Origin of the sequence: Streptomyces sp. NPDC050997 (assembly GCF_040660135.1) — a bacterium.
Taxonomy (GTDB): domain Bacteria; phylum Actinomycetota; class Actinomycetes; order Streptomycetales; family Streptomycetaceae; genus Streptomyces.
The window spans coordinates 415,304-432,776 of the sequence record NZ_JBFAGK010000003.1 but is presented as its reverse complement, the minus strand read 5'-3'; the positions used below and the strand labels follow the sequence as shown (position 1 = coordinate 432,776).

Annotated in this window: 14 protein-coding genes; 5 read left to right on the top strand and 9 right to left on the bottom strand. The window is 69.3% G+C overall.

All coding sequences use genetic code 11. From position 1 onward, the window contains the following. Window positions 1-3: 3 nt before the first annotated feature. The 4 genes from AB0H86_RS08545 to AB0H86_RS08530 are packed head-to-tail and all read right to left on the bottom strand — an operon-like array spanning window position 4 to window position 5,489. Window positions 4-1,221 carry a Gfo/Idh/MocA family oxidoreductase gene (locus tag AB0H86_RS08545; protein ID WP_362434595.1) on the bottom strand — a complete coding sequence of 406 codons (1,218 nt, stop codon included), beginning with the start codon at window positions 1,219-1,221 and terminating at the stop codon, window positions 4-6. Continuing rightward, on the bottom strand, window positions 1,218-2,042 hold the full coding sequence (locus tag AB0H86_RS08540; protein ID WP_362434593.1) for an aldolase/citrate lyase family protein: 825 nt from the start codon (window positions 2,040-2,042) through the stop codon (window positions 1,218-1,220). Before AB0H86_RS08540 ends, AB0H86_RS08545 begins: the two co-directional genes overlap by 4 nt. Continuing rightward, window positions 2,039-4,003, bottom strand: a complete 1,965-nt coding sequence (iolD, locus tag AB0H86_RS08535; protein ID WP_362434590.1) for a 3D-(3,5/4)-trihydroxycyclohexane-1,2-dione acylhydrolase (decyclizing) — start codon at window positions 4,001-4,003, stop codon at window positions 2,039-2,041. Before iolD ends, AB0H86_RS08540 begins: the two co-directional genes overlap by 4 nt. A 43-nt stretch (window positions 4,004-4,046) precedes the next feature. Then, a complete protein-coding gene (locus AB0H86_RS08530) occupies window positions 4,047-5,489 on the bottom strand; it encodes an aldehyde dehydrogenase family protein (protein ID WP_362434587.1) in 1,443 nt (480 codons plus the stop codon). Between the two features lie 378 nt (window positions 5,490-5,867). Here AB0H86_RS08530 and AB0H86_RS08525 point away from each other — a divergent pair, with 378 nt between their 5' ends. From AB0H86_RS08525 to AB0H86_RS08515, 3 genes are all read left to right on the top strand, one after another. After that, window positions 5,868-6,359, top strand: a complete 492-nt coding sequence (locus AB0H86_RS08525; protein WP_362434585.1) for a helix-turn-helix domain-containing protein — start codon at window positions 5,868-5,870, stop codon at window positions 6,357-6,359. A gap of 74 nt (window positions 6,360-6,433) precedes the next feature. Then, window positions 6,434-7,282 (top strand): alpha/beta hydrolase, encoded by an 849-nt coding sequence (locus AB0H86_RS08520; protein WP_362434583.1) that lies wholly within the window; start codon window positions 6,434-6,436, stop codon window positions 7,280-7,282. A 16-nt stretch (window positions 7,283-7,298) separates the two neighbouring features. Further along, complete coding sequence (locus tag AB0H86_RS08515) at window positions 7,299-7,700, top strand: nuclear transport factor 2 family protein (RefSeq protein WP_362434581.1); 402 nt, start codon at window positions 7,299-7,301, stop codon at window positions 7,698-7,700. A gap of 441 nt (window positions 7,701-8,141) precedes the next feature. Here the strand turns inward: AB0H86_RS08515 and AB0H86_RS08510 are convergent, their stop codons facing one another. From AB0H86_RS08510 to AB0H86_RS08500, 3 genes are all read right to left on the bottom strand, one after another. Next, window positions 8,142-8,846 (bottom strand): NPP1 family protein, encoded by a 705-nt coding sequence (locus AB0H86_RS08510; RefSeq protein ID WP_362435250.1) that lies wholly within the window; start codon window positions 8,844-8,846, stop codon window positions 8,142-8,144. A gap of 86 nt (window positions 8,847-8,932) precedes the next feature. Next, window positions 8,933-11,113: an RICIN domain-containing protein gene (locus tag AB0H86_RS08505; protein WP_362434579.1), complete on the bottom strand. Its 2,181-nt coding sequence runs from the start codon at window positions 11,111-11,113 to the stop codon at window positions 8,933-8,935. Window positions 11,114-11,140: 27 nt separating this feature from the next. Next, window positions 11,141-12,508 (bottom strand): lectin, encoded by a 1,368-nt coding sequence (locus tag AB0H86_RS08500; protein ID WP_362434577.1) that lies wholly within the window; start codon window positions 12,506-12,508, stop codon window positions 11,141-11,143. A gap of 423 nt (window positions 12,509-12,931) precedes the next feature. On the opposite strand from AB0H86_RS08500, the gene AB0H86_RS08495 reads away from it, so the two are divergent. Next, window positions 12,932-13,675, top strand: a complete 744-nt coding sequence (locus AB0H86_RS08495) for a class I SAM-dependent methyltransferase (RefSeq protein ID WP_362434575.1) — start codon at window positions 12,932-12,934, stop codon at window positions 13,673-13,675. Between the two features lie 121 nt (window positions 13,676-13,796). Here the strand turns inward: AB0H86_RS08495 and AB0H86_RS08490 are convergent, their stop codons facing one another. After that, complete coding sequence (locus AB0H86_RS08490; RefSeq protein ID WP_362434572.1) at window positions 13,797-14,456, bottom strand: TetR/AcrR family transcriptional regulator; 660 nt, start codon at window positions 14,454-14,456, stop codon at window positions 13,797-13,799. A 69-nt stretch (window positions 14,457-14,525) separates the two neighbouring features. Here AB0H86_RS08490 and AB0H86_RS08485 point away from each other — a divergent pair, with 69 nt between their 5' ends. Further along, complete coding sequence (locus AB0H86_RS08485; RefSeq protein ID WP_362434570.1) at window positions 14,526-16,007, top strand: MFS transporter; 1,482 nt, start codon at window positions 14,526-14,528, stop codon at window positions 16,005-16,007. A gap of 84 nt (window positions 16,008-16,091) precedes the next feature. Here AB0H86_RS08485 and AB0H86_RS08480 read toward each other — a convergent pair whose 3' ends face one another. Next, a complete protein-coding gene (locus AB0H86_RS08480; protein WP_362434568.1) occupies window positions 16,092-17,465 on the bottom strand; it encodes a PLP-dependent aminotransferase family protein in 1,374 nt (457 codons plus the stop codon). Between the last annotated feature and the right edge of the window lie 8 nt (window positions 17,466-17,473).

Here is a 17,473-nt window from a genome sequence, read left to right as displayed (position 1 = left end):
CGATCAACTCCGCACTGGATGACCGAAGTTCGCCCCCGGTACCGCGGGCACCGGCTGCCAGGAGCCGCTCGCCGCGGAGGCCGCTGCCGCCGCGATCACCTCGGCGACGGCGTGCGCGTCCTCGATCGTCGAGTTGTGGTGCTCGACGCCGGCCACGGCGGCCAGGAACTTCTTGGCCTCGATCACCTTGAGGTCGTCGTAGCCCATGCTGTTGCCCGGGCCGGGCTGGAAGCTGGCGTAGTCGCCCATATGACCGTTGCCGAGAACGGTGGTGTAGCCCTGGTGGGGGCCGCTGCGGTCGAGGGCGACGCGCAGTTCGTTCATGCGCTCGAAGTTCCAGGTGAGCGAGCCGTCGGTGCCGTAGATCTCGAAGCCGATGCCGCACTGCGGGCCGACGATGACGCGGGACGCCTCCAGGGTGCCGACGGCTCCGCCGCTGAAGCGGACGAGGGCGGCGCTGTAGTCGTCGTTCTCCACGGTCGCCATCTCACCGTCCTCGATCACCGCGAAGTGCGTGCCCGAGCCCATGGGCAGGATCGGGCGCTCGGTGTAGACGGTGCTGGTGAGGGCGGAGACCTCGTCGATCGGGGCGACGACGTAGCTGACCAGGTCCACGACGTGGCTCAGCAGGTCGCCGAGCGCGCCATGCCCGGCCAGGTCCCGCTTGAAGCGCCAGGACAGGGCGCCCTTGGGCTCGGAGGCGTAGCCGGAGAAGAAGGTGGCGCGCACGTTGGTGATACGGCCGAGTCGCCCCTCGGCGATCAGCTCGCGGGCCCGCTCGACGGCGGGGGCGTGGCGGTAGTTGTAGCCGATGGAGGTGACGACTCCCGCCGCGCGGGCCGCGGCGGCGACCTCGGCGGTCTCCTCGGCGCCGCGCCCGACGGGCTTCTCGATCCAGAACGGCTTGCCGGCCTTGGCGGCGGCGATACCGATCTCGTGGTGGAGCAGGTTGGGCGCGCAGATCGAGACGACCTCGACGTCCGGGTCGTCGAGGACGGCGTGGTAGTCGGTGGTGGCCTTCGCGTAGCCGAGGACGTCACGGGCGTAGGCCGCGCGGTCCTCGGCCGTGTCGGCGGCGTGCACCAGGCGGGGCTTGATGCCCAGCTCGGGGTAGACGGACGGCAGGGCCTGGTAGGCGCGGCTGTGGAGCTTGCCCATCCAGCCGACGCTGATCAGTCCGACGCCGATCTCGCGTGCGGCGCCCGGCGTGTTGGGGGTCATGATCGTGCCTCCTGAGAATCCTGGAGCTCCTGGAGCTGGGGCCGGGCCTCGCCGAGCGCGGCGGACAGGGCTGCCGCGAGCAGGGTCGAGTCGGAGCCGATGGCGATGAACGTCCAGCCCTCGGCCCGTTTGGCGGCAGCGGCCGCACCGTCGGGGACGAGCAGTCCGCAGGCCTTGCCGTGTGCGGCGGCGGCCTTGCGGACACGCTCCAGAGCCTCCCGGTAGACCGGTGCGGTGAACTCGCCGGGCACGCCGAGGTCGTGACTGAGGTCGCGGGGGCCGACGAACAGGACGTCGACGCCGTCCAGCGCCGCTATCGCCTCGACCTCCGCCAGGGCGGCCGCCGACTCGATCTGGACCACACCGACGAGCTCGCCCTCCCGGTCCAGAGCCCCCGCGTCGAGTCCGAAGCGGCAGGCCCGGTTGTAGGTGGCCACGCCCCGGTCCCCTGCGGGCGGGTACCTCAAGTGCCGTAGCGCCACCTGGACTTCGGCCGCCGTGTCGAGTCGCGGCAGCATGATCCCGGCGGCGCCCAGGTCGAGGACGCGGCCGATGCGGATGCGAGCCGCGGACTCCACCCGTACGACGGTCGGGACGCCGTAGGCCGCCGCGATCGGGACGGTCGTACGGGCCTGCTCCTCGCCTCCCGCGCCGTGTTCCAGGTCGAGCAGCAGCCAGTCGGGGCCGGTCGCGGCGCACACCTCGGCCGTGACCGCGGAGGCGGTGCCGACGAACGTGCCCAGGGTGACCTCGCCGGCGGCGAGCCGGGCCCGCAGGCGGCCGTGATCCAGGGGAGAACGATCAAGGGGAGAGTGATTCATCCGTACCACCTCTGGGACGCGAGACCCTCTTCGTACTCGCCGCGCAGCTGCGCGACCGTTTCCTGCTCGGAGACCTCGGCCGGGGCGACGTCCCACCACACGCCGGAGCCCGGCAGGTCGGCGTGCGGGATCACGGGGACGACCAGGACGACCGGGCCGCCGTGGTCGCGGGTCTCGGCCAGCGCGGTACGTACCTCGTCGGCAGTCGTGGCGCGGAGGGCACGAGCGCCGAGACCCTCCGCGATCTTGACGAGGTCGACCTGGAGGTAGTCGCCCTCCAGGCGCGCGGGCTTGCCCGAGCCGATCTCCAGGCTGCCGTCGCGGTAGCGGAACTCGTTGCCGAACTCCCGTCCGCTGCGCACCATCTGGAGCCGGTGGATGACCTGGTAGCCGTGGTTCTCCGGGATCACGATCGTGATCGGGAGCCGCTCCTGGGCGGCCGTGACCAGTTCGGTCGGCGCCATGAGGAAGGTTCCGTCGCCCAGCAGGGACAGCACCCGCTTCGACGGGTCCGGCTCGGCGAAGCGGACGCCGATCGCGGCGGGCAGCTCGTAGCCCATGCAGGAGAACCCGAACTCCAGGTGGGCGTGGCGCCCCTCGGTGGCGTCCCACACCTTCTGCAGGTCCCCGGGCGGACCGCCGGCGGCGGCGATGATCGTGTCGCCGGACCGCGCGTGCTCCTGCAGCAGTCCGATCAACTGGCCCTGGGTGAGGGCCGCTTCGGTGTCGCGTACGACGTCGGAGTCGTCGGGCAGCGACGCGAAGTCGAAGGAGGAGTCCGGGTCGAGCGCGGCGGCACGTTGCTCCCGCCACTGCTCGTCCAGGGCGCGCACCTTCTCCTGCCAGCCCGCCGGGGTGGTGGTGCCGTTCGCCCGTACGGCGTCCGTCAGCGCGGCCAGGGCCCGCTTGGCGTCGGCCACGATGCCGGTCGCGCCCAGGCGGCTCGCGTCGTGCACGTTGACGTTGATGCTCGCGAAGCGCACGTCAGGGTTCTGGAAGACGGAGTGCGAGCCGGTGGCGAAGTCCGTCAGCCGCGAGCCCACGGTGAGCACGAAGTCGGCTTCCCTGGCGAGGACGTTGACCGCCGGAGTGCCTTCGAGGCCGATGCCGCCGAGCTGCCACCAGGCGCGGCGCTGGACGGCGCCCTTGCCCGCGAACGTCTCCGCGACGGGGATGCCCGCCGCGTCCGCGAGGGCCTCCAGCTCCTCGGTGGCACCGGAGTACACGACCCCGCCACCGGCGATGACCAGCGGCTTCTCCGCCTCGGCGAGCAGACGCGCGACCACCGCGACCTCGTCGATGTCCGGCGCCGGGCGGCGGATCGGCCAGTCTCGCTCGGCGAAGAACTCCGCCGGGTAGTCGTAGGCGTGGGACTGGATGTCCTGCGGGAGGGAGACGACGACCGCGCCGGTGTCGACGTCGGTGAGGGCCCGCATCGCCGCGGGCAGCGCGGTCAGGAGCTGCTCGGGCCGGGTGATGCGGTCGAAGAACCGGGAGACCGGCCGGAAGGCGTCGTTCACCGAGGCGTCGGCCTCCACCGGGTGCTGCAACTGCTGGAGTACGGGCCCCTGGTGGCGGGTCGCGTAGGTGTCGCCGGGCAGCAGCAGGACGGGCAGCCGGTTGACGGTGGCGAGGCCCGCGCCGGTCACCATGTTGAGGGCGCCCGGCCCGATGGAGGCGGTGACCGCCAGGGTGGCGTGTCTGCGCGATGCCTTGGCGTAGGCCGTCGCGATGTGGACCAGTGCCTGCTCGTTACGGCCCTGAACGAAGGGGAGTTGGTCGCTGAGCTGGTCGAGGGCCTGGCCGAGCCCGGCCACGTTGCCGTGGCCGAAGATGCCCAGCGAGGCCGGTATGAGACGACGGCGGTGACCGTCGGCCACGGAGTACTGCCGGGAGAGGTAGGTGACGACGGCCTGGGCCACGGTGAGGCGCACCGTGCCCTGTTGCGTCCGGTCGGTCATGAGTCGGCTCCTGATCGGGGATGTGTACGGGGACGCGGCCGGGTCACCAGGGGCGGCCGTGCAGGACGACGGTCTTGACCTCGGTCATCTCGCTGACGGCGGCGCGGGGGCCTTCCTTGCCGTAGCCGCTGCCCTTCAGGCCGCCGTACGGCATGAGGTCGGCACGCCACAGCGGCGTCCAGTTGATGTGGACGGAACCGGCGTCGATCTCCCGGATGGCCCGGACAGCGCCGGCCACGTCGGAGGTGAAGATCCCCGCGCCGAGGCCGTAGGCGGTGCCGTTGGCCTGGGCGATGGCGGACTCCCAGTCGGCGGCCGAGCTTACGGCGATCGCCGGACCGAACAACTCCTCTTGGCTGAACGGCGATTCGGGATCCACGTCGGCGACCACAGCGGGCTGCACCACGGCGCCGTCGCGCTCGCCACCGGTCAGTACGCGTGCGCCGTCCGCCCCGGCCTGTGCGATGGCCCGTTCCACCCGTTCCGCCTCGGCCGTCGTGATCAGGGAGCCCATGGTCGTGTCGGGGGACGACGGGTCCCCGGTCCGGATGGCCCGGACCTTGGGGACGAGGGCGTCGAGGAAGTCAGCTGTGACGTCGGGGTGCGTGATCACTCGCTGGACCGAGATGCATACCTGCCCGGCGTTGACGTAACCGCCCAACGCCACGGCGCTCGCGGCCAGTTCGAGATCGGCGTCGGGCAGGACGACGACCGGGCAGGAGGCGCCCAGTTCGAGGGAGAGCTTCTTCACCCCCGCGACCCGCGCGATGTGCTCGCCGGTCGTAGTGGAGCCGGTGAAGGAGATCTTCCGTACGCGGGGGTCGGTGACGAGGAGGTCCCCCAGCACCCCGCCGGAGCCGACGAGCACCGACAGCACGCCCTCGGGAAGCCCGGCGTCCACGAAGCACTCGGCGAGCTCCAGCGCGGTCAGCGGCGTCGAGGTGGCCGGCTTGAGGACGACCGCGTTGCCCGCCGCGAGCGCGGGCGCCAGTTTGTGCAGCACGAGCAGGGCGGGGTAGTTGAACGGCGTGATGGCCACGACCACTCCGCACGGCTGGCGCAGCGTGAAGCCCACCTTGTCCTGTCCGGTACCGCGGTTGGCGTCCAACGGCAGGGTCTCGCCGTAGAGCTGGGTGCCCTCGAAGGCCGCGAGCCGGATCAGATCCCCGGATCGTGACGCCTCGCCGGTGGCCTCGGTGATGGTCTTGCCCGACTCCGAGCTGATGGTCTGCGCGATCTTGGCGGCTCGCTGGTCGGCGAGGTCCGCCGCACGCAGCAGGATCGTCATCCGCTCGTGAGCGGGTGTGCGCCGCCATACCGCGGCACCCCGCTCCGCCGCCGCCAGGGCCACCTCGACGTCCTCGGGGCCGGCCACCGCCACGGTACCGACGGTCTTGCCGTCGAAGGGCGACATCACGTCCCGGGTCTGTCCCGCCCCTGACGACGCTTGCCACCGGCTTCCGATGAGTAGTTCCGTAGGCGCCATTGCCTTCTCCCTTCAGAAACCCTCAAGGCTGGTCCGCGGCTCTTCGAGAAGCTTCCGGAAGACCTCTCAACAAGGTCGAAGAAGTACTGATCAGCCCACGGCCAGGTCGTTTACATGGGCGCAACGGTAGGTCGGCCGCAGGGCATTACTGAAGGGGCGGGATCCATCATTATCACGTCATTGAACACATCTTTTTTCCATCATCTGTGCCGCCGATGCGCTCAGACGGAGTGGATCATTACGCCGTCGTAACGTCCCCCTCCCGCTGGCCCGCGCGTACGGCGGCAGTGCGCTGGACCGGGGGCAGGGGTTACTAGTAACATTTCAGAACTACTTTCAATTCAATACCACTAGCGGGACCACCGGAGAGGAGAAGTCGTGTCCGACCGTCAGAGTCACGTCACCTTCCAGCATGGGCAGGAGTTCCTGGCCGCGATCTCTGAGCGCTGGAACTACCAGATCCTGCGGGAGGTGTTCTTCGGTGTCGGCCGGTTCGGTGAACTCAAGCGAGCCCTGGGCATCTCGGCGAACATCCTCACCGCGAGGCTCAACAGCCTGACCGAGTTGGGCCTGCTCACCAAGCGCGCCTACCGCTCGGACAAGCCGTGGTTCGAGTACGAGCTCACCGACAGTGCCCGCGAACTCGTCGTTCCTGCCATCGCGGCCATCACGCGTTGGGCCGAGACCCATGCGACCGACGGTGACACGCATCACCCGCTGAAGCACACGGTGTGTGGCAACCCGACCAATCCGTACCTCGCGTGCAGCAACTGCCATCAACCAGTCGAGGCTTCGACCCTGCGGCCGATGTCCGCCGAGGAAGGCGGCGCCGGTCAGGGGAGGGGTGCGGGGGGAGCTGCTTCTACCTAGTAGCGAGTTGAAACTAGTAGTGTTACGCTACTAGTAATCCTTGAACGCCTCCTCAATCACGGAGAGGACAGATCATGACCATGAACTGGCAAGAAGGGCTCACCGAGAAGCTGATTCCCACCTCACTGGGGCTGATCAACGTGCGCGTGGGCGGCCGTGCCGAAGGCCCGGCCATGGTGTGCTGGCCCAGCCTGATGATGGACGGCACCATGTGGCAGTACCAGTACGAGCACTTCGCCGAGACTCACCGCGTCGTGCTCATCGACAGCCCCGGACACGGCAAGTCCGACGCATTGCGCAAGATCATCGATCTGAAGGACTGCTCCGACGCGCTCGTCGAGATCCTCGACGCGCTCGACATCGACAAGTGCGTCCTGGTGGGCAACAGCTGGGGCGGCATGCTCGCCGGAGTCTTCCCGGCCTACTACCCGCAGCGGACCGCGGCGGCCATCGGCATCAACTGCACCGCCTCCCTGCCCACGTCGGTCGAGAGCATCTGGGCCAGCGCGCTGTCCACGTTCCTGTCGCTGCACGCGAAGATGCCGCCGCTGGCAGCCAAGGCCGCGCGCGCCGCGTTCGCCGGCCCTACCGCCGAGGCCACCAACCCGGAGTTCGTCGAGTTCACCAAGTTCGTGCTGCGGGACGACCCGAAGTCGGTCGCGTGGGCGCTGCGCAGCATCCTCATCGGCCGCAAGGACGAGCACCGCCGCCTGGGCACCATCAAGAACGTGCCCGTCCTCATCATCGCCGGCGAGGAGGACAGCCAGTTCCCCGTGCACGTGGTGCGGAAGATGGCCGACGCCATCGAGGGCAGTACCTTCCGCGTGCTCCAGCACACCGCCCACCTCGCCGCCCGCGAGAGCCCCGAAGGTGTCAACGCGGAGATCGACGCCTTCCTCACCGCCCTGCCTGCCGCAGCCTGATCGGAAGACCATCACCATGACAGACAACACCGCACAAGCGACCGCCGTGCCCAGCTGGGTCCTGAAGTTCATGGACGCCATCGACACCCTGGAGTTCGGTGAGGGCTTCGCGCCACTGACCGAGGACACCGACATGTACTTCGGCACCGAGCACATTCACGGCGCCGAGGCCATCAAGGCGTTCTTCGTCAAGATCGACGCGCCGCTGATCATCACCCATGAGGTCTTGGAGTTCTGGACCGCGGAGGACGGCGTCCGCCTGCTGCGCGGCGAGGCGACCATGGCCAAGAAGAGCGACCCGGACAAGGTGGTGCGGGCCCCGTTCATGCACATCTTCTATCTCGACCGGGAAGAGCCGGTCCGTGTCCGGGCGATCCGCATCACCGCGGGCCCGCTTCAGACCGACGCCGTGATGTGACCTAGTGCCGTGGGGGGGCCAAAATAACCCCCCCCCCCCAAGGACCGCCGCCCGGCCGCCCGGGGCCCCGCCGTCGGCGGCGCGCGGCTCTCCCCCCACCCCGGCGGCCCCTAAACCCCCCCACCCTTTCGTTTCACCTGGTGGGGGGGCCCAAAAACCTCCCCCCCCACGGCACTGGCTCCGAGGCCGGGCCGCTGGTGGCCCAGGCCTCGGAACTGAGGACGGACAGGACAAGCGCGATTCGGCTCGCCGCACTGCCGGGGATCAGTCAACGATCCCCGGCAGTAGTCATGCCCCGAGAAACGACCGCCCTGGATCGGCCGATCGAAGTGGGCCTCGGCCACCCGAGTCGGTCACGACCGGGCCGTCCTGACCGACGCGACCCACGTCGAAACCGAGCCGCATCATCTGCCGCGCACGCGCCGCATCGGGCAGGCGCCGTCAGGCATACGGGTCGAAGGGGATACCGGCGGGCATGGAGTTGGCGAGGGCGTACTCGAAGTCGCCGTCCTTGATCTTGATGGTGGCGGAGCCGAAGTCGGCGCTCATGAGCTTGTCGCGGTAGCCCGCGGGATAACCGTTCCAGCCCACCAGGCGCGGGAAGAACCAGCCGCCGGTGGCGTTCTCCGGTGGCTCGTCGCCCGAGTTGGCGAAGCGGAAGTCATGGGTCGAGACGCCGTCCTTGTGGTAGACGATCTTCGGGTGCGTGCCGTCGAAGCGTATGGCCGAGGCGGCGGCCACCTGGTAGCTGCTGTGCTGGGAGACCGAGACGTACTGCACCTGGTTGTTGTTGGTCCACACCACGACGTGTTCCCAGTCGTGGGTGTGGCCGATGGCCAGGGGGCCGAGAGTCGCCTGGTCCTTCTCGAAGTAGCTGGCGTACATCACGGCGCACCAGTCGTTGTCGCACTTCTCACGTGAGTACGTGTTGGCGCCGGCCAGTTGGGCGTAGTCGTGACAGTGGCCGTTGACGTCGCCGCCCAGCTTCAGGCCTGGATTGATGGTGCCGTCGACGCCGATGCCCGCGGTGGCGTAGCAGCCGTCGCCGTCGTAGTCGTAGGCGGGGGAGAAGGTCTGCTCCAGGCCGTCGGCGTTCTGGGGCAGCGACTGCAGCACGTCGGCGTGGGCCTGCGCCGGGACCCCCATGACGAGAGCCACCGCGCCGAGGACGGCGGCGAGCGCCGTTCTGCGGGGTCTTCTCGCCGGGGACAGTGGGTTACGCACGTCAACTCCTACGGGTAGCTGGTCAGGTTGGCCACGTTGGTGCTGGAGTTGGACGGGCCGCCGGTGTTGTTGACGACGTGGCTGATGGTGCCGGTGCCGCCGAGCGATACGGTCACCATGCTGGTGAAGCGGACGCCGCTGTTGTTCGGTGCCTCGATGGCGTGCGCGGCCGTCACACTCGGATTGACGTTGAAGTAGCAGTAACTGCCGAGGCCGTAGGCCTGGTGACTGGTGACGGAGTCGGCGACCTTGTAGGCGGCGTAGCCCTGGGTGGAGCCGTTCATCCAGGCGGCCTGGTTCGGTGGGTCGTACGGCATCTCGTTCTGGTAGAAGTACGTGCGGCCGCCGTTGCCGTTCCAGATGGTCTGGTACTTCTGGAAGTGCTCGACGAACAGGCCGTACATGGTGACGTTGTCGCCGTTGACGATCAGACCGGTGTCCGCGGTGTTGCTGGTCCAGCCGACGCCGCTGCCGTGGTCGGCGCGCCAGATCCACATGTGGTCGCCGATGACGTTGTCGCTGTTGACGACGAGGCTGGTGGTCGCCTTGCCGACGGCCGCGCCGCCGATCCGGAAGTACACGTCGTGCAGGGAGGTCGGGTCGGCCGCGTGGGTGGCGGACGCGTTCGACGGTCCGACCTCCAGCAGGCTCGGCGAGTTGGTGGTGCCCGCGTCGAACAGCAGGCCCGCGATCTTCACGCCGTCGACGTCGGCCACCTTCATCGCGGTGATGCCGTTGTCGGGGACGAAGGTGGCCAGACCCAGACCGAGGACGACCGTGTCGGCCCGCGTGACCTGAAGGGTCTGGTCGAGGTGATAGACACCCGGAGTGACCAGGAGGTTCTTGCCGGCGGCGAGGGCCGTGTTGATCTGGGACGCGGTGGCGCCCGGCTTGACGACGTAGAAGGTGTCCAGCGACAGCGAGCTGCCGGATGTGCCGCTCGCCCAGCTGGTCGCCGTCGAGTTGGACCGCAGGGACGGCACGAACACCTGGTAGGCGCCGGATCCGTCGACGTACAGGGTCGGCTTCTCCCGGGTGACCGGGCTCTGCGCCACCGTCGTGTACGGCGGGTTCGGGAAGCTGGTGGCAGGGGCGCCCTGGCTGCCGGTGAAGACCATGTTCCAGTTGGAGCCCGTCCAACTGCCCAGCTCGGAGTTACGGGTCACCCACTGCTGCTGGCTGCCCGAGTTGACCTGCCCGTCGACCTTGCTGTCGGCGAGGTAGCCGCCGCTGGACCAGCCGCCGTCGTCCAGGGCGAGGTTGCCGCGCAGATGCATCCGGCGGTACGACGCCGCCTGCGAGACCGCCCAACGGTCGCTGCCACTGGCCGGGTTGACCGACAGGTTCTCGGCGCCGCGCCAGAAGTTCTGGGTGGCGTTGCCCTGGAACCAGTCCGCCTCGGCGTGCACGGCCCCGTTGATCGTCACCGCGTCGGGCGACAGGCCGAGGCCCAGCACCTGGGTGTAGAACCCGACGTTGACGTCGGCGCTGTAGGCGCCGGGCTTGAACATGACGGCGTAGCGCTGGGAGCCGAACTGGTTGGTCTCCTGCTGCTGGAAGATGGAGGTCAGCTTGCTCTGGATCGTCGAGGACGACATCGAGGGATCGAAGACGACGACGTTCGGGCCGAGGTCGGGGTTGGTGCCCGACTGGGTCACGGGGACCACCTGGAAACGCTGGGCGGCGGAGCCGTTGCAGGTGTACTGCACGTACTGCACGCTGTCAGCCGTCGAGGCGCTGGGGTCGTCAAGGCACTTGCCGCTGTTGCGGTTGACGAAGTGGTAGGCGCCGCCCCCGTCGTCCACCGGCAGCCACTGCTGGTTGGTCCCGCCGCCATAACTCCACAGGTGGACCAACGCGTTGTCGGCGGTGGAGACGTCGGCGACGTCCACGACCTGATTGGTGTCGATGCCGTTGTTGATACGGACGTATCCGTCACTGGTGGCGGTGAAGCTCCACTGCTGCGCCGTGGTGCTGTTGCACGTGTACTGCTGCACGACGGTGCCGTTGGTGGTGGCGGCCGCCTTGGCGTCGAGGCATCGGCCGCTCGCGGCGTTCATGACGGTGGCGAAGCCGGTGGGCAGGGCGGAGGCAGCCGCCTGCGCGGGGGCGCCGGAAAGCAGCGACGCGGCCGTCACGGCCACCAGTGCGGCCGCGGCGGATCGGCCGCGACGAGGTAGGGAAAGCATGGGTTCTCCTGGCCGGAAGTGGGGGGTTCAGCCGGTGTAGGCGGCAAAGACGCGTGTGTAGTCCCAGTCGGACTGGCCGACGCCGGAGCAGCTGTCGGCGACGCCGCCGGTGCAGGGGCGGTCGCGGTTGGCGGACCAGAAGGTCAGCCGCGCGAGGTGGTGCTGCTGGGCGTAGGCGAGGATGGTGCGGAAGTCGGCCACCGTGACGGTCTCGTTGTTGTCCGTGATGCCGTTCATGGACGAGATACCCATGTCCCGGTAGGCCTGGTCGTCGCTGTAGCCGTAGGCGTTCTTCAGCGCCGTCTTGAGGCCCTCGGCCGCCTGCACCGTGAGGTTGCCCATGTTCTGGCCGGCACCGCCGAAGTCGAAGGGCATGATGGCCCAGGCGTCGACGGTCAGCCCGGAGGAGGCCGCACGGTTGATCAGACTGGTGTCAGGGCCGCTCTGCCCGGTGCCGATGGTGATGTACACCTTCAGGCCGGAATTGTTGGCCTTGACGGTCTTCAGGGCGTCGACCGTGCGCTGCTGGACGGTGGGGTTGCTGTAGGCATCGGCCTCGAGGTCGATGTCGATGGCCTTGAGTCCGTACGCGTTGATGACCTTCTGGTAGGCGGCGGCGAGTTCGCCCGCGCTGGAGCAGGAGCTCTCCAGCTTGTTGCCGCTGTAGCCGCCGAACGACGGGATGATGTCACCGCCGTTCGCCCGCACGGTGTTGACGGTCTGCTGGTCCACACCCCCGGTCAGTGAACGGCTGCCGTCCCACTGCGGGTTGCAGTAGCCGTTGCTGAGTACGAACGCGAGAGTGAACCACTTGACGCCGGTGGCGTTGGTGATCGTGGTCGGGCTGGGCGGGCTGCCCCAGCCGTTGTAGAGGTACGGCGCCACGGCCATCGGCGAGGAGGGCGTGGTGTCGCCCGCGGCGGGCGCGTTCCACTTCTGGTTGGCGCCGCCGCTGCAACTCCAGATCTGTATCCGGGTGGCGTTGGCGGAGCTGTTGCCCGTGACGTCAAGGCACTTGTCGGCCTGCGGGTTGACGATGTCCTTCGCGGCGGTCACGGTCCACTTCTGGTTGGCGCCGCCGGAGCAGGTCCACAGCTGGAGCTTGGCGCCGTCGGCCGTCGAACTGCCGGTGACGTCAAGGCACTTGCCGAGCGCGCGGATCGTGCCGTCGGTGCCCACGGTCCACTGCTGGGCGGAGGTGCCGTTGCAGTCGTAGAGCTGGACGGCCGTACCGTCCGCGGAGTTGGCCCCGGCGATGTCGAGACACTTGCCCGCGAGACCGGTGATCGTGCCGGTGGCGGCCTGGGCGGGGGGCGCGGAGAGCAGGCCGGTGGACAGGGTGAGAGCGGTGACCGCCAGAGCGGCGGATGCGGAGAGGGGCCTGGGTCTGGCCATGCGGGGGGCGGCCTTTCGTGGGGGGTGAGGCGCTCAGGGGGCACGTTCATCTTGCGAACGGTCGAGTGCACACATGAGGTGGGGTCGCCCGGTGAAGTTAAAGGTACGGACCAGTTTCGTCAAGACGTGAAGTAAGAGTTGAGGCAAGGTAGTTGGTCTGTCTGTGAGCGAGGCGCCTTCGACGTGCTGTTCTGCGACGACGCGACGCCGGGGCGGCCGGAGTCGATCACTCCATGTGTGTTCACGTCGCACACGCGACGTCTTGTCGTGGGATAGCACGAAACCCTGTCCGTGGCTTGATCTCGTACCCCCACGGGCCTGTCGGCAACTGCGTCACGGACCTCGCCGGGGCGACGTCTACAGGCCACTTTCGGAGGCGATCTTCGCTGGACAGTACTCGGACCAGCGGCCAGCGTTGGTGGCATGGAGCAAGAGGACATCTGGGACGCGGACACCGCCCAGCGCTATGACACACCCGGATCCGGCATGTTCGCACCGGATGTTCTGGGCCCGACCGTGGAACGCCTTGCGCAGCTAGCAGGAGAGGGGGCAGCGCTCGAGTTCGCCATCGGGACGGGTCGGGTGGCCATTCCGCTCGCGGAGCGGGGGATCCCGGTCACCGGGATCGAATTGTCACTGCCGATGGTGGAGCAACTGCGCACCAAGGCGGACGAGTCGACGATCCCAGTGATCATCGGTGACATGACGACCAGCTTCGCGGCCGGGGAACACGCCCTGGTCTACCTCGTCTACAACACGATCTCCAACCTGCTTGCTCAGGCCGAGCAGGTCGAGTGTTTCCGCAACGCCGCCCGCCACCTCGCACCCGGCGGCCGGTTCGTGGTCGAGCTCTGGGTGCCCGAGCTGCGTAAGCTCCCCCCGGGCCAGACCGCCACCGTCTGGCAGTCCGAGCCCGGCTATATCGGCCTGGACACCTACGACATCCTGCGCCAGCACGTCGTATCGCATCATTTCCGATTCGACGAGACCAAGCAGGCACAGCTGTTCCGCAGCCCCCACCGCTACATCTGGCCGGCCGAACTCGACCTCATGGCTCAGTTGGCTGGATTTGAACTGGAGGCCAGGCACGCGGACTGGGCCGGCACCGAGTTCACTGCTGAGTCGCGTTCTCACGTCTCTGTCTACCGAATCCCGCAGACGCGGTAGCTCCGTTGGCGCCGGCTACGAGGCCGGCGCCCGTGGGAACGCGTGGGAAGGCGTGGGGCAGGGGGAGTCCCGACACCCCTCGCCTTCTACGGCAGTCCTGAGCCGTCGGTCTGATGATGCGTCACGAGTCCTTTACGCGTCCGTGCCGGATGCGCCACTGGTCGGTCGCCACCCCCGCGAGGACTATTTCGACCACGTCCTCGGCGAGTGCGGTCGTGACGGGCAGGTGCCCGAAGAGCACTCGGTAGTAGGTGGTCGAGGCCAGCACGTCCAGAAGCAGGTCTATATCGGCGTCCGCGCGGATGTCTCCCCTGCGGATCCCACGCCGCAGGGCCTCGGCCGTCGACGCCCGGCGGGGGTGGAAGAACCTCTCGAGGAAGGCCGATTCCAGCTCCGGGTCGCCGGCGAGGTCCGCGACCAGGGCCGGTAGTACGCGCCGCCCCATGATGGTGCTGGTGACCGCCTGCCCCAGGCCGCCGATCCCGGAGATGAGGTCGCAGTGCGTACAGCCGGTGTCCGGGGTGGGCTCGACGCCCACGAGCGAGGCGAGAGCGTCCACGACGAGGTGCTGCCGGGACCGCCAGCGGCGGCGCAGGGTGGGTTTGCTCGTACCGGCGCGGGCTGCGACCGCTTCCAACGTCAGATTCGCGTAGCCCACCTCGCCGAGGATCTCCATCACCGCCGCGGGCACGGCCGCGTCGATGCGTGCGTCACGCGGCCTTCCGGAGCGTTTGGTGGCGGATCGCGTAGCGGCGGCCGCGTCGCCTGGGGTGTTCACCATGGCGCCAGTATAGGTACCATTCAGTTCCGTTCCGCAACGGAACGTAAATCTCGCGCAAGGAGTTCATGCATGTCGCAGCGAGCCGACGAGACGTCAGAAGGCCTCCGCAAGCCCCTCGCGCCGCCGGGCGGCGCGGAACCGGAGCCTGCGGAGAGCGTGTTCGGCGGTCGGTACCGTGCGCTCACGCTCGGCGTGATCCTGTCGGTCAGCATGGTCGCGTTCGAGTCGCTCGGCGTGGCCACCGTGCTGCCCGACATCGCCCGGAAGCTGGACGGCCTCGGCGCCTACGGCTGGGGGCTGTCCGCGCTGATGCTCGCCAACATCGTCGGCACCGTTCTCGCGGGCCGCTCCGCCGACCGGAGCGGTCCCTGGCGGGCCGCGGCGATCGGCATGCTCGTCTTCGCCGTGGGCTGCGCGGTGGCAGGTGCGGCCACGTCCTGGCCGCTGTTCCTCCTGGGCCGATGCGCACAGGGACTTGGCGTCGGCGCTGTCATGGCTATGGCGTATACGGTGATCGGGCTGGCATATCCCCAGCATCTTCGGGCCCGTATGTTCGCGCTGCTCTCCTCCGCGTGGACCCTCCCGTCACTCATCGGCCCGGTCATCGCCGGCACTCTCGCCGGCCACACCAGTTGGCGTGCGGTCTTCCTGCTCATACTGCCGCTCATCGCCATCGCCGCGCTCCTGACCATTCCTGTCCTGCACAGGTTGAACCGCCCTGAAAACACCGGGGTCGGCCCGGCCGCCGCCCCCGCGCCGCCCTGGTGGAAGGGGCCGCCGGCCAGCGCCGTCCTCCTCACCGCGGGCACCGCCCTGCTGCTCCAGGCGCTGTTGCTGGAGAACCTCGCCCTGCTCGTCCCGCTCGCCCTGGCCGGCGTGGCCATCGCGCTGCCGGCCCTGCGCCGGGTGACCCCGGAAGGCACCCTGACCGCGCGCGCCGGCCTCGGCGCCGGCGTCGTCATCCGCGGCGTCCTCTGCGGCGTCTATTTCGGCAGCGAGGCGTTCTTGCCACTCGGCCTCCAGGAGGCGCACGGCATGAGCTCCGCGGAGGCCGGTCTAGGGCTGTCCGCGGGCGCGATCACCTGGGTGCTGGGTTCCGCGCTGCAGGCGAAACGGGACGGCAAGGGGCAGGGCAGTCGTACCGGCAGCGTCGCGCTCGGCTTCGCCGCGCTGCTGGTCGGCGTGGTGATCATCGCTCTGGCCATCCTCACCGAATCGGTCCCGGGCTGGATCGCCGTACTGGGCTGGGGAGTCGGTGGCTTCGGCATGGGCGTCGCGTTCAACGCCGCCACCACCGACACCCTGGAGCAGACCCCCGCCGAGCGGCAGGGTGAGGTCAGCGGAGCACTGCAACTCGCGCAGACTCTTGCCACCGGCCTGATCGCCGGTCTGGGCGGGGTGGCCATCGCCATCGCACGGCACTACGAAGCCACCATCCACACGGCCCTGTTCGGCATCTTCACGTTCACCGCGGCGCTCGCGCTGATCGGCATGCTCATGGCCCGACGGCTCCGCCGGACACCCGATCCGGCCGGCTCGGGGACATCCTGAGGCGGGGCGGGGACCAGTGGACGTCACCACCGCAAGCGGTGCCCTGCGGCCTGCGTACGTACGGAGGGAGCGGGTCGTGAGGTTTCACGGTGCTCCGTCCCGGCAGGCGTCGTCGAGGACAGCGGCGATCTGATCGAGTACGTGGTGGGGTGGGGTGTAGGGCACGCGCAGATGGTGGATGAGAGTGGCGTCGGCCGCGAAGTGCGGGCCTGCCGCGAGTGCGACCCCGTTACGGCAGGCTCGTTCCACGACGGTGTCGCCGAGGGCGGTGGTCAGCCGCAGCCACAGGGCGAGTCCGCCGGACGGGAGCGTGAAGTGCCAACGGCGGTCGCCGGCAAGCAGGTTGCTGAGGTGGTCGCGCTGCTGCCGCAACTCGCGTCGGCGTCGTCCGAGCACCGGTTCCAGGTCGGCGAGCAGTTCGGCGGCGATGAGCTGCTGCATCGGGGGCGCGGACAGCGGCCCGGCCAGAGGATGGCCCTGCAGTTCGCGGACGAGCGAGGCAGGGGCCCGGATCCAGCCGATGCGCAGGCCGCCCCAGATGGATTTGCTGGTTGAGCCGATCAGCAGCGCGCCGCGCATGCGGGGCGGCGGGTCCGGCTGATCGCGTAGGTCGAGATCGCGCATGGTCTCGTCCACGACAAGTGTCACCTGATGTTCGGCGGCAAGCCGGGTCACGGTCCGGCGGGTGTGCGGAGGCATCAGCGCTCCCGTCGGATTGTGGAAGTCGGGCACCAGGTACGCGAGTTGGCCGCGCGCGGCGGCGAACGCGTCCCGCAGTTGGTCCAGGTCCCAGCCGTCGGTGGTGACCCCGCAGCCCACCAGCCTCGTACCGGGAGCGCGCAGCACCCGGAGCGCGTCGAAGAACGTAGGGATCTCCACCACCGCGACGCGAGGCCGGAAGTGTGCTGCGAGCAGGGTCAGTGCGCCCCGGGCTCCGCTGGTGACAAGGATCTGCTCGGGCCGTGTCGCGGTGCCCTCGCGGCTGTACCTGGCGGCGATGGCAGAACGCAACTCCGCGATGCCTGGCCCTGGTTCGCCGTGCTCGGCCAGCAAGGGCCCTGCCCGCGCGACGGCTCGCCTCGTCGCCTCCAGGTAGAGCTCCTGCGGCGCGGCAGGAACGGCCCGGCGCAGGTCGACCAGGGGGCCGGCCTCGCCGGTCGCCGAGAAGGGGGCGATCCGTTCCGCAGCCGCCGGGGGGAGTTGCACCGTGCTGGCGCTGCCGTGCCGGGTGCGGACCCATCCGGCGTTGCGCAGCCGGTCCAGGGCGGCAGTCACCGTGCCACGGCTCACCCCCAGAGCGGCGGCCAGACGGCGCTCGGCGGGCAGCTCGCTCCCGGCGCGGATACGGCCGTCGAGCAGCGCCTCCCGTACCGCACGAGCCAGCGCCGCGCCGAGCGGCGCCTCGGTGTTCCGCCAGGGCCCCAGAGCCTGCACCAGCTGGTCGTCCCGTATCCGCACTGGTCCAG

Excerpts from the sequence above, each read along its gene's own strand:
- AB0H86_RS08545 (WP_362434595.1), bottom strand. The coding sequence starts at position 1,221 with ATGACCCCCAACACGCCGGGCGCCGCACGCGAGATCGGCGTCGGACTG.
- AB0H86_RS08540 (WP_362434593.1), bottom strand. The coding sequence starts at position 2,042 with ATGAATCACTCTCCCCTTGATCGTTCTCCCCTGGATCACGGCCGCCTG.
- iolD (WP_362434590.1), bottom strand. The coding sequence starts at position 4,003 with ATGACCGACCGGACGCAACAGGGCACGGTGCGCCTCACCGTGGCCCAG.
- AB0H86_RS08530 (WP_362434587.1), bottom strand. The coding sequence starts at position 5,489 with ATGGCGCCTACGGAACTACTCATCGGAAGCCGGTGGCAAGCGTCGTCA.
- AB0H86_RS08520 (WP_362434583.1), top strand. The coding sequence starts at position 6,434 with ATGACCATGAACTGGCAAGAAGGGCTCACCGAGAAGCTGATTCCCACC.
- AB0H86_RS08515 (WP_362434581.1), top strand. The coding sequence starts at position 7,299 with ATGACAGACAACACCGCACAAGCGACCGCCGTGCCCAGCTGGGTCCTG.
- AB0H86_RS08510 (WP_362435250.1), bottom strand. The coding sequence starts at position 8,846 with ATGGGGGTCCCGGCGCAGGCCCACGCCGACGTGCTGCAGTCGCTGCCC.
- AB0H86_RS08505 (WP_362434579.1), bottom strand. The coding sequence starts at position 11,113 with ATGCTTTCCCTACCTCGTCGCGGCCGATCCGCCGCGGCCGCACTGGTG.
- AB0H86_RS08500 (WP_362434577.1), bottom strand. The coding sequence starts at position 12,508 with ATGGCCAGACCCAGGCCCCTCTCCGCATCCGCCGCTCTGGCGGTCACC.
- AB0H86_RS08495 (WP_362434575.1), top strand. The coding sequence starts at position 12,932 with ATGGAGCAAGAGGACATCTGGGACGCGGACACCGCCCAGCGCTATGAC.
- AB0H86_RS08490 (WP_362434572.1), bottom strand. The coding sequence starts at position 14,456 with ATGGTGAACACCCCAGGCGACGCGGCCGCCGCTACGCGATCCGCCACC.
- AB0H86_RS08485 (WP_362434570.1), top strand. The coding sequence starts at position 14,526 with ATGTCGCAGCGAGCCGACGAGACGTCAGAAGGCCTCCGCAAGCCCCTC.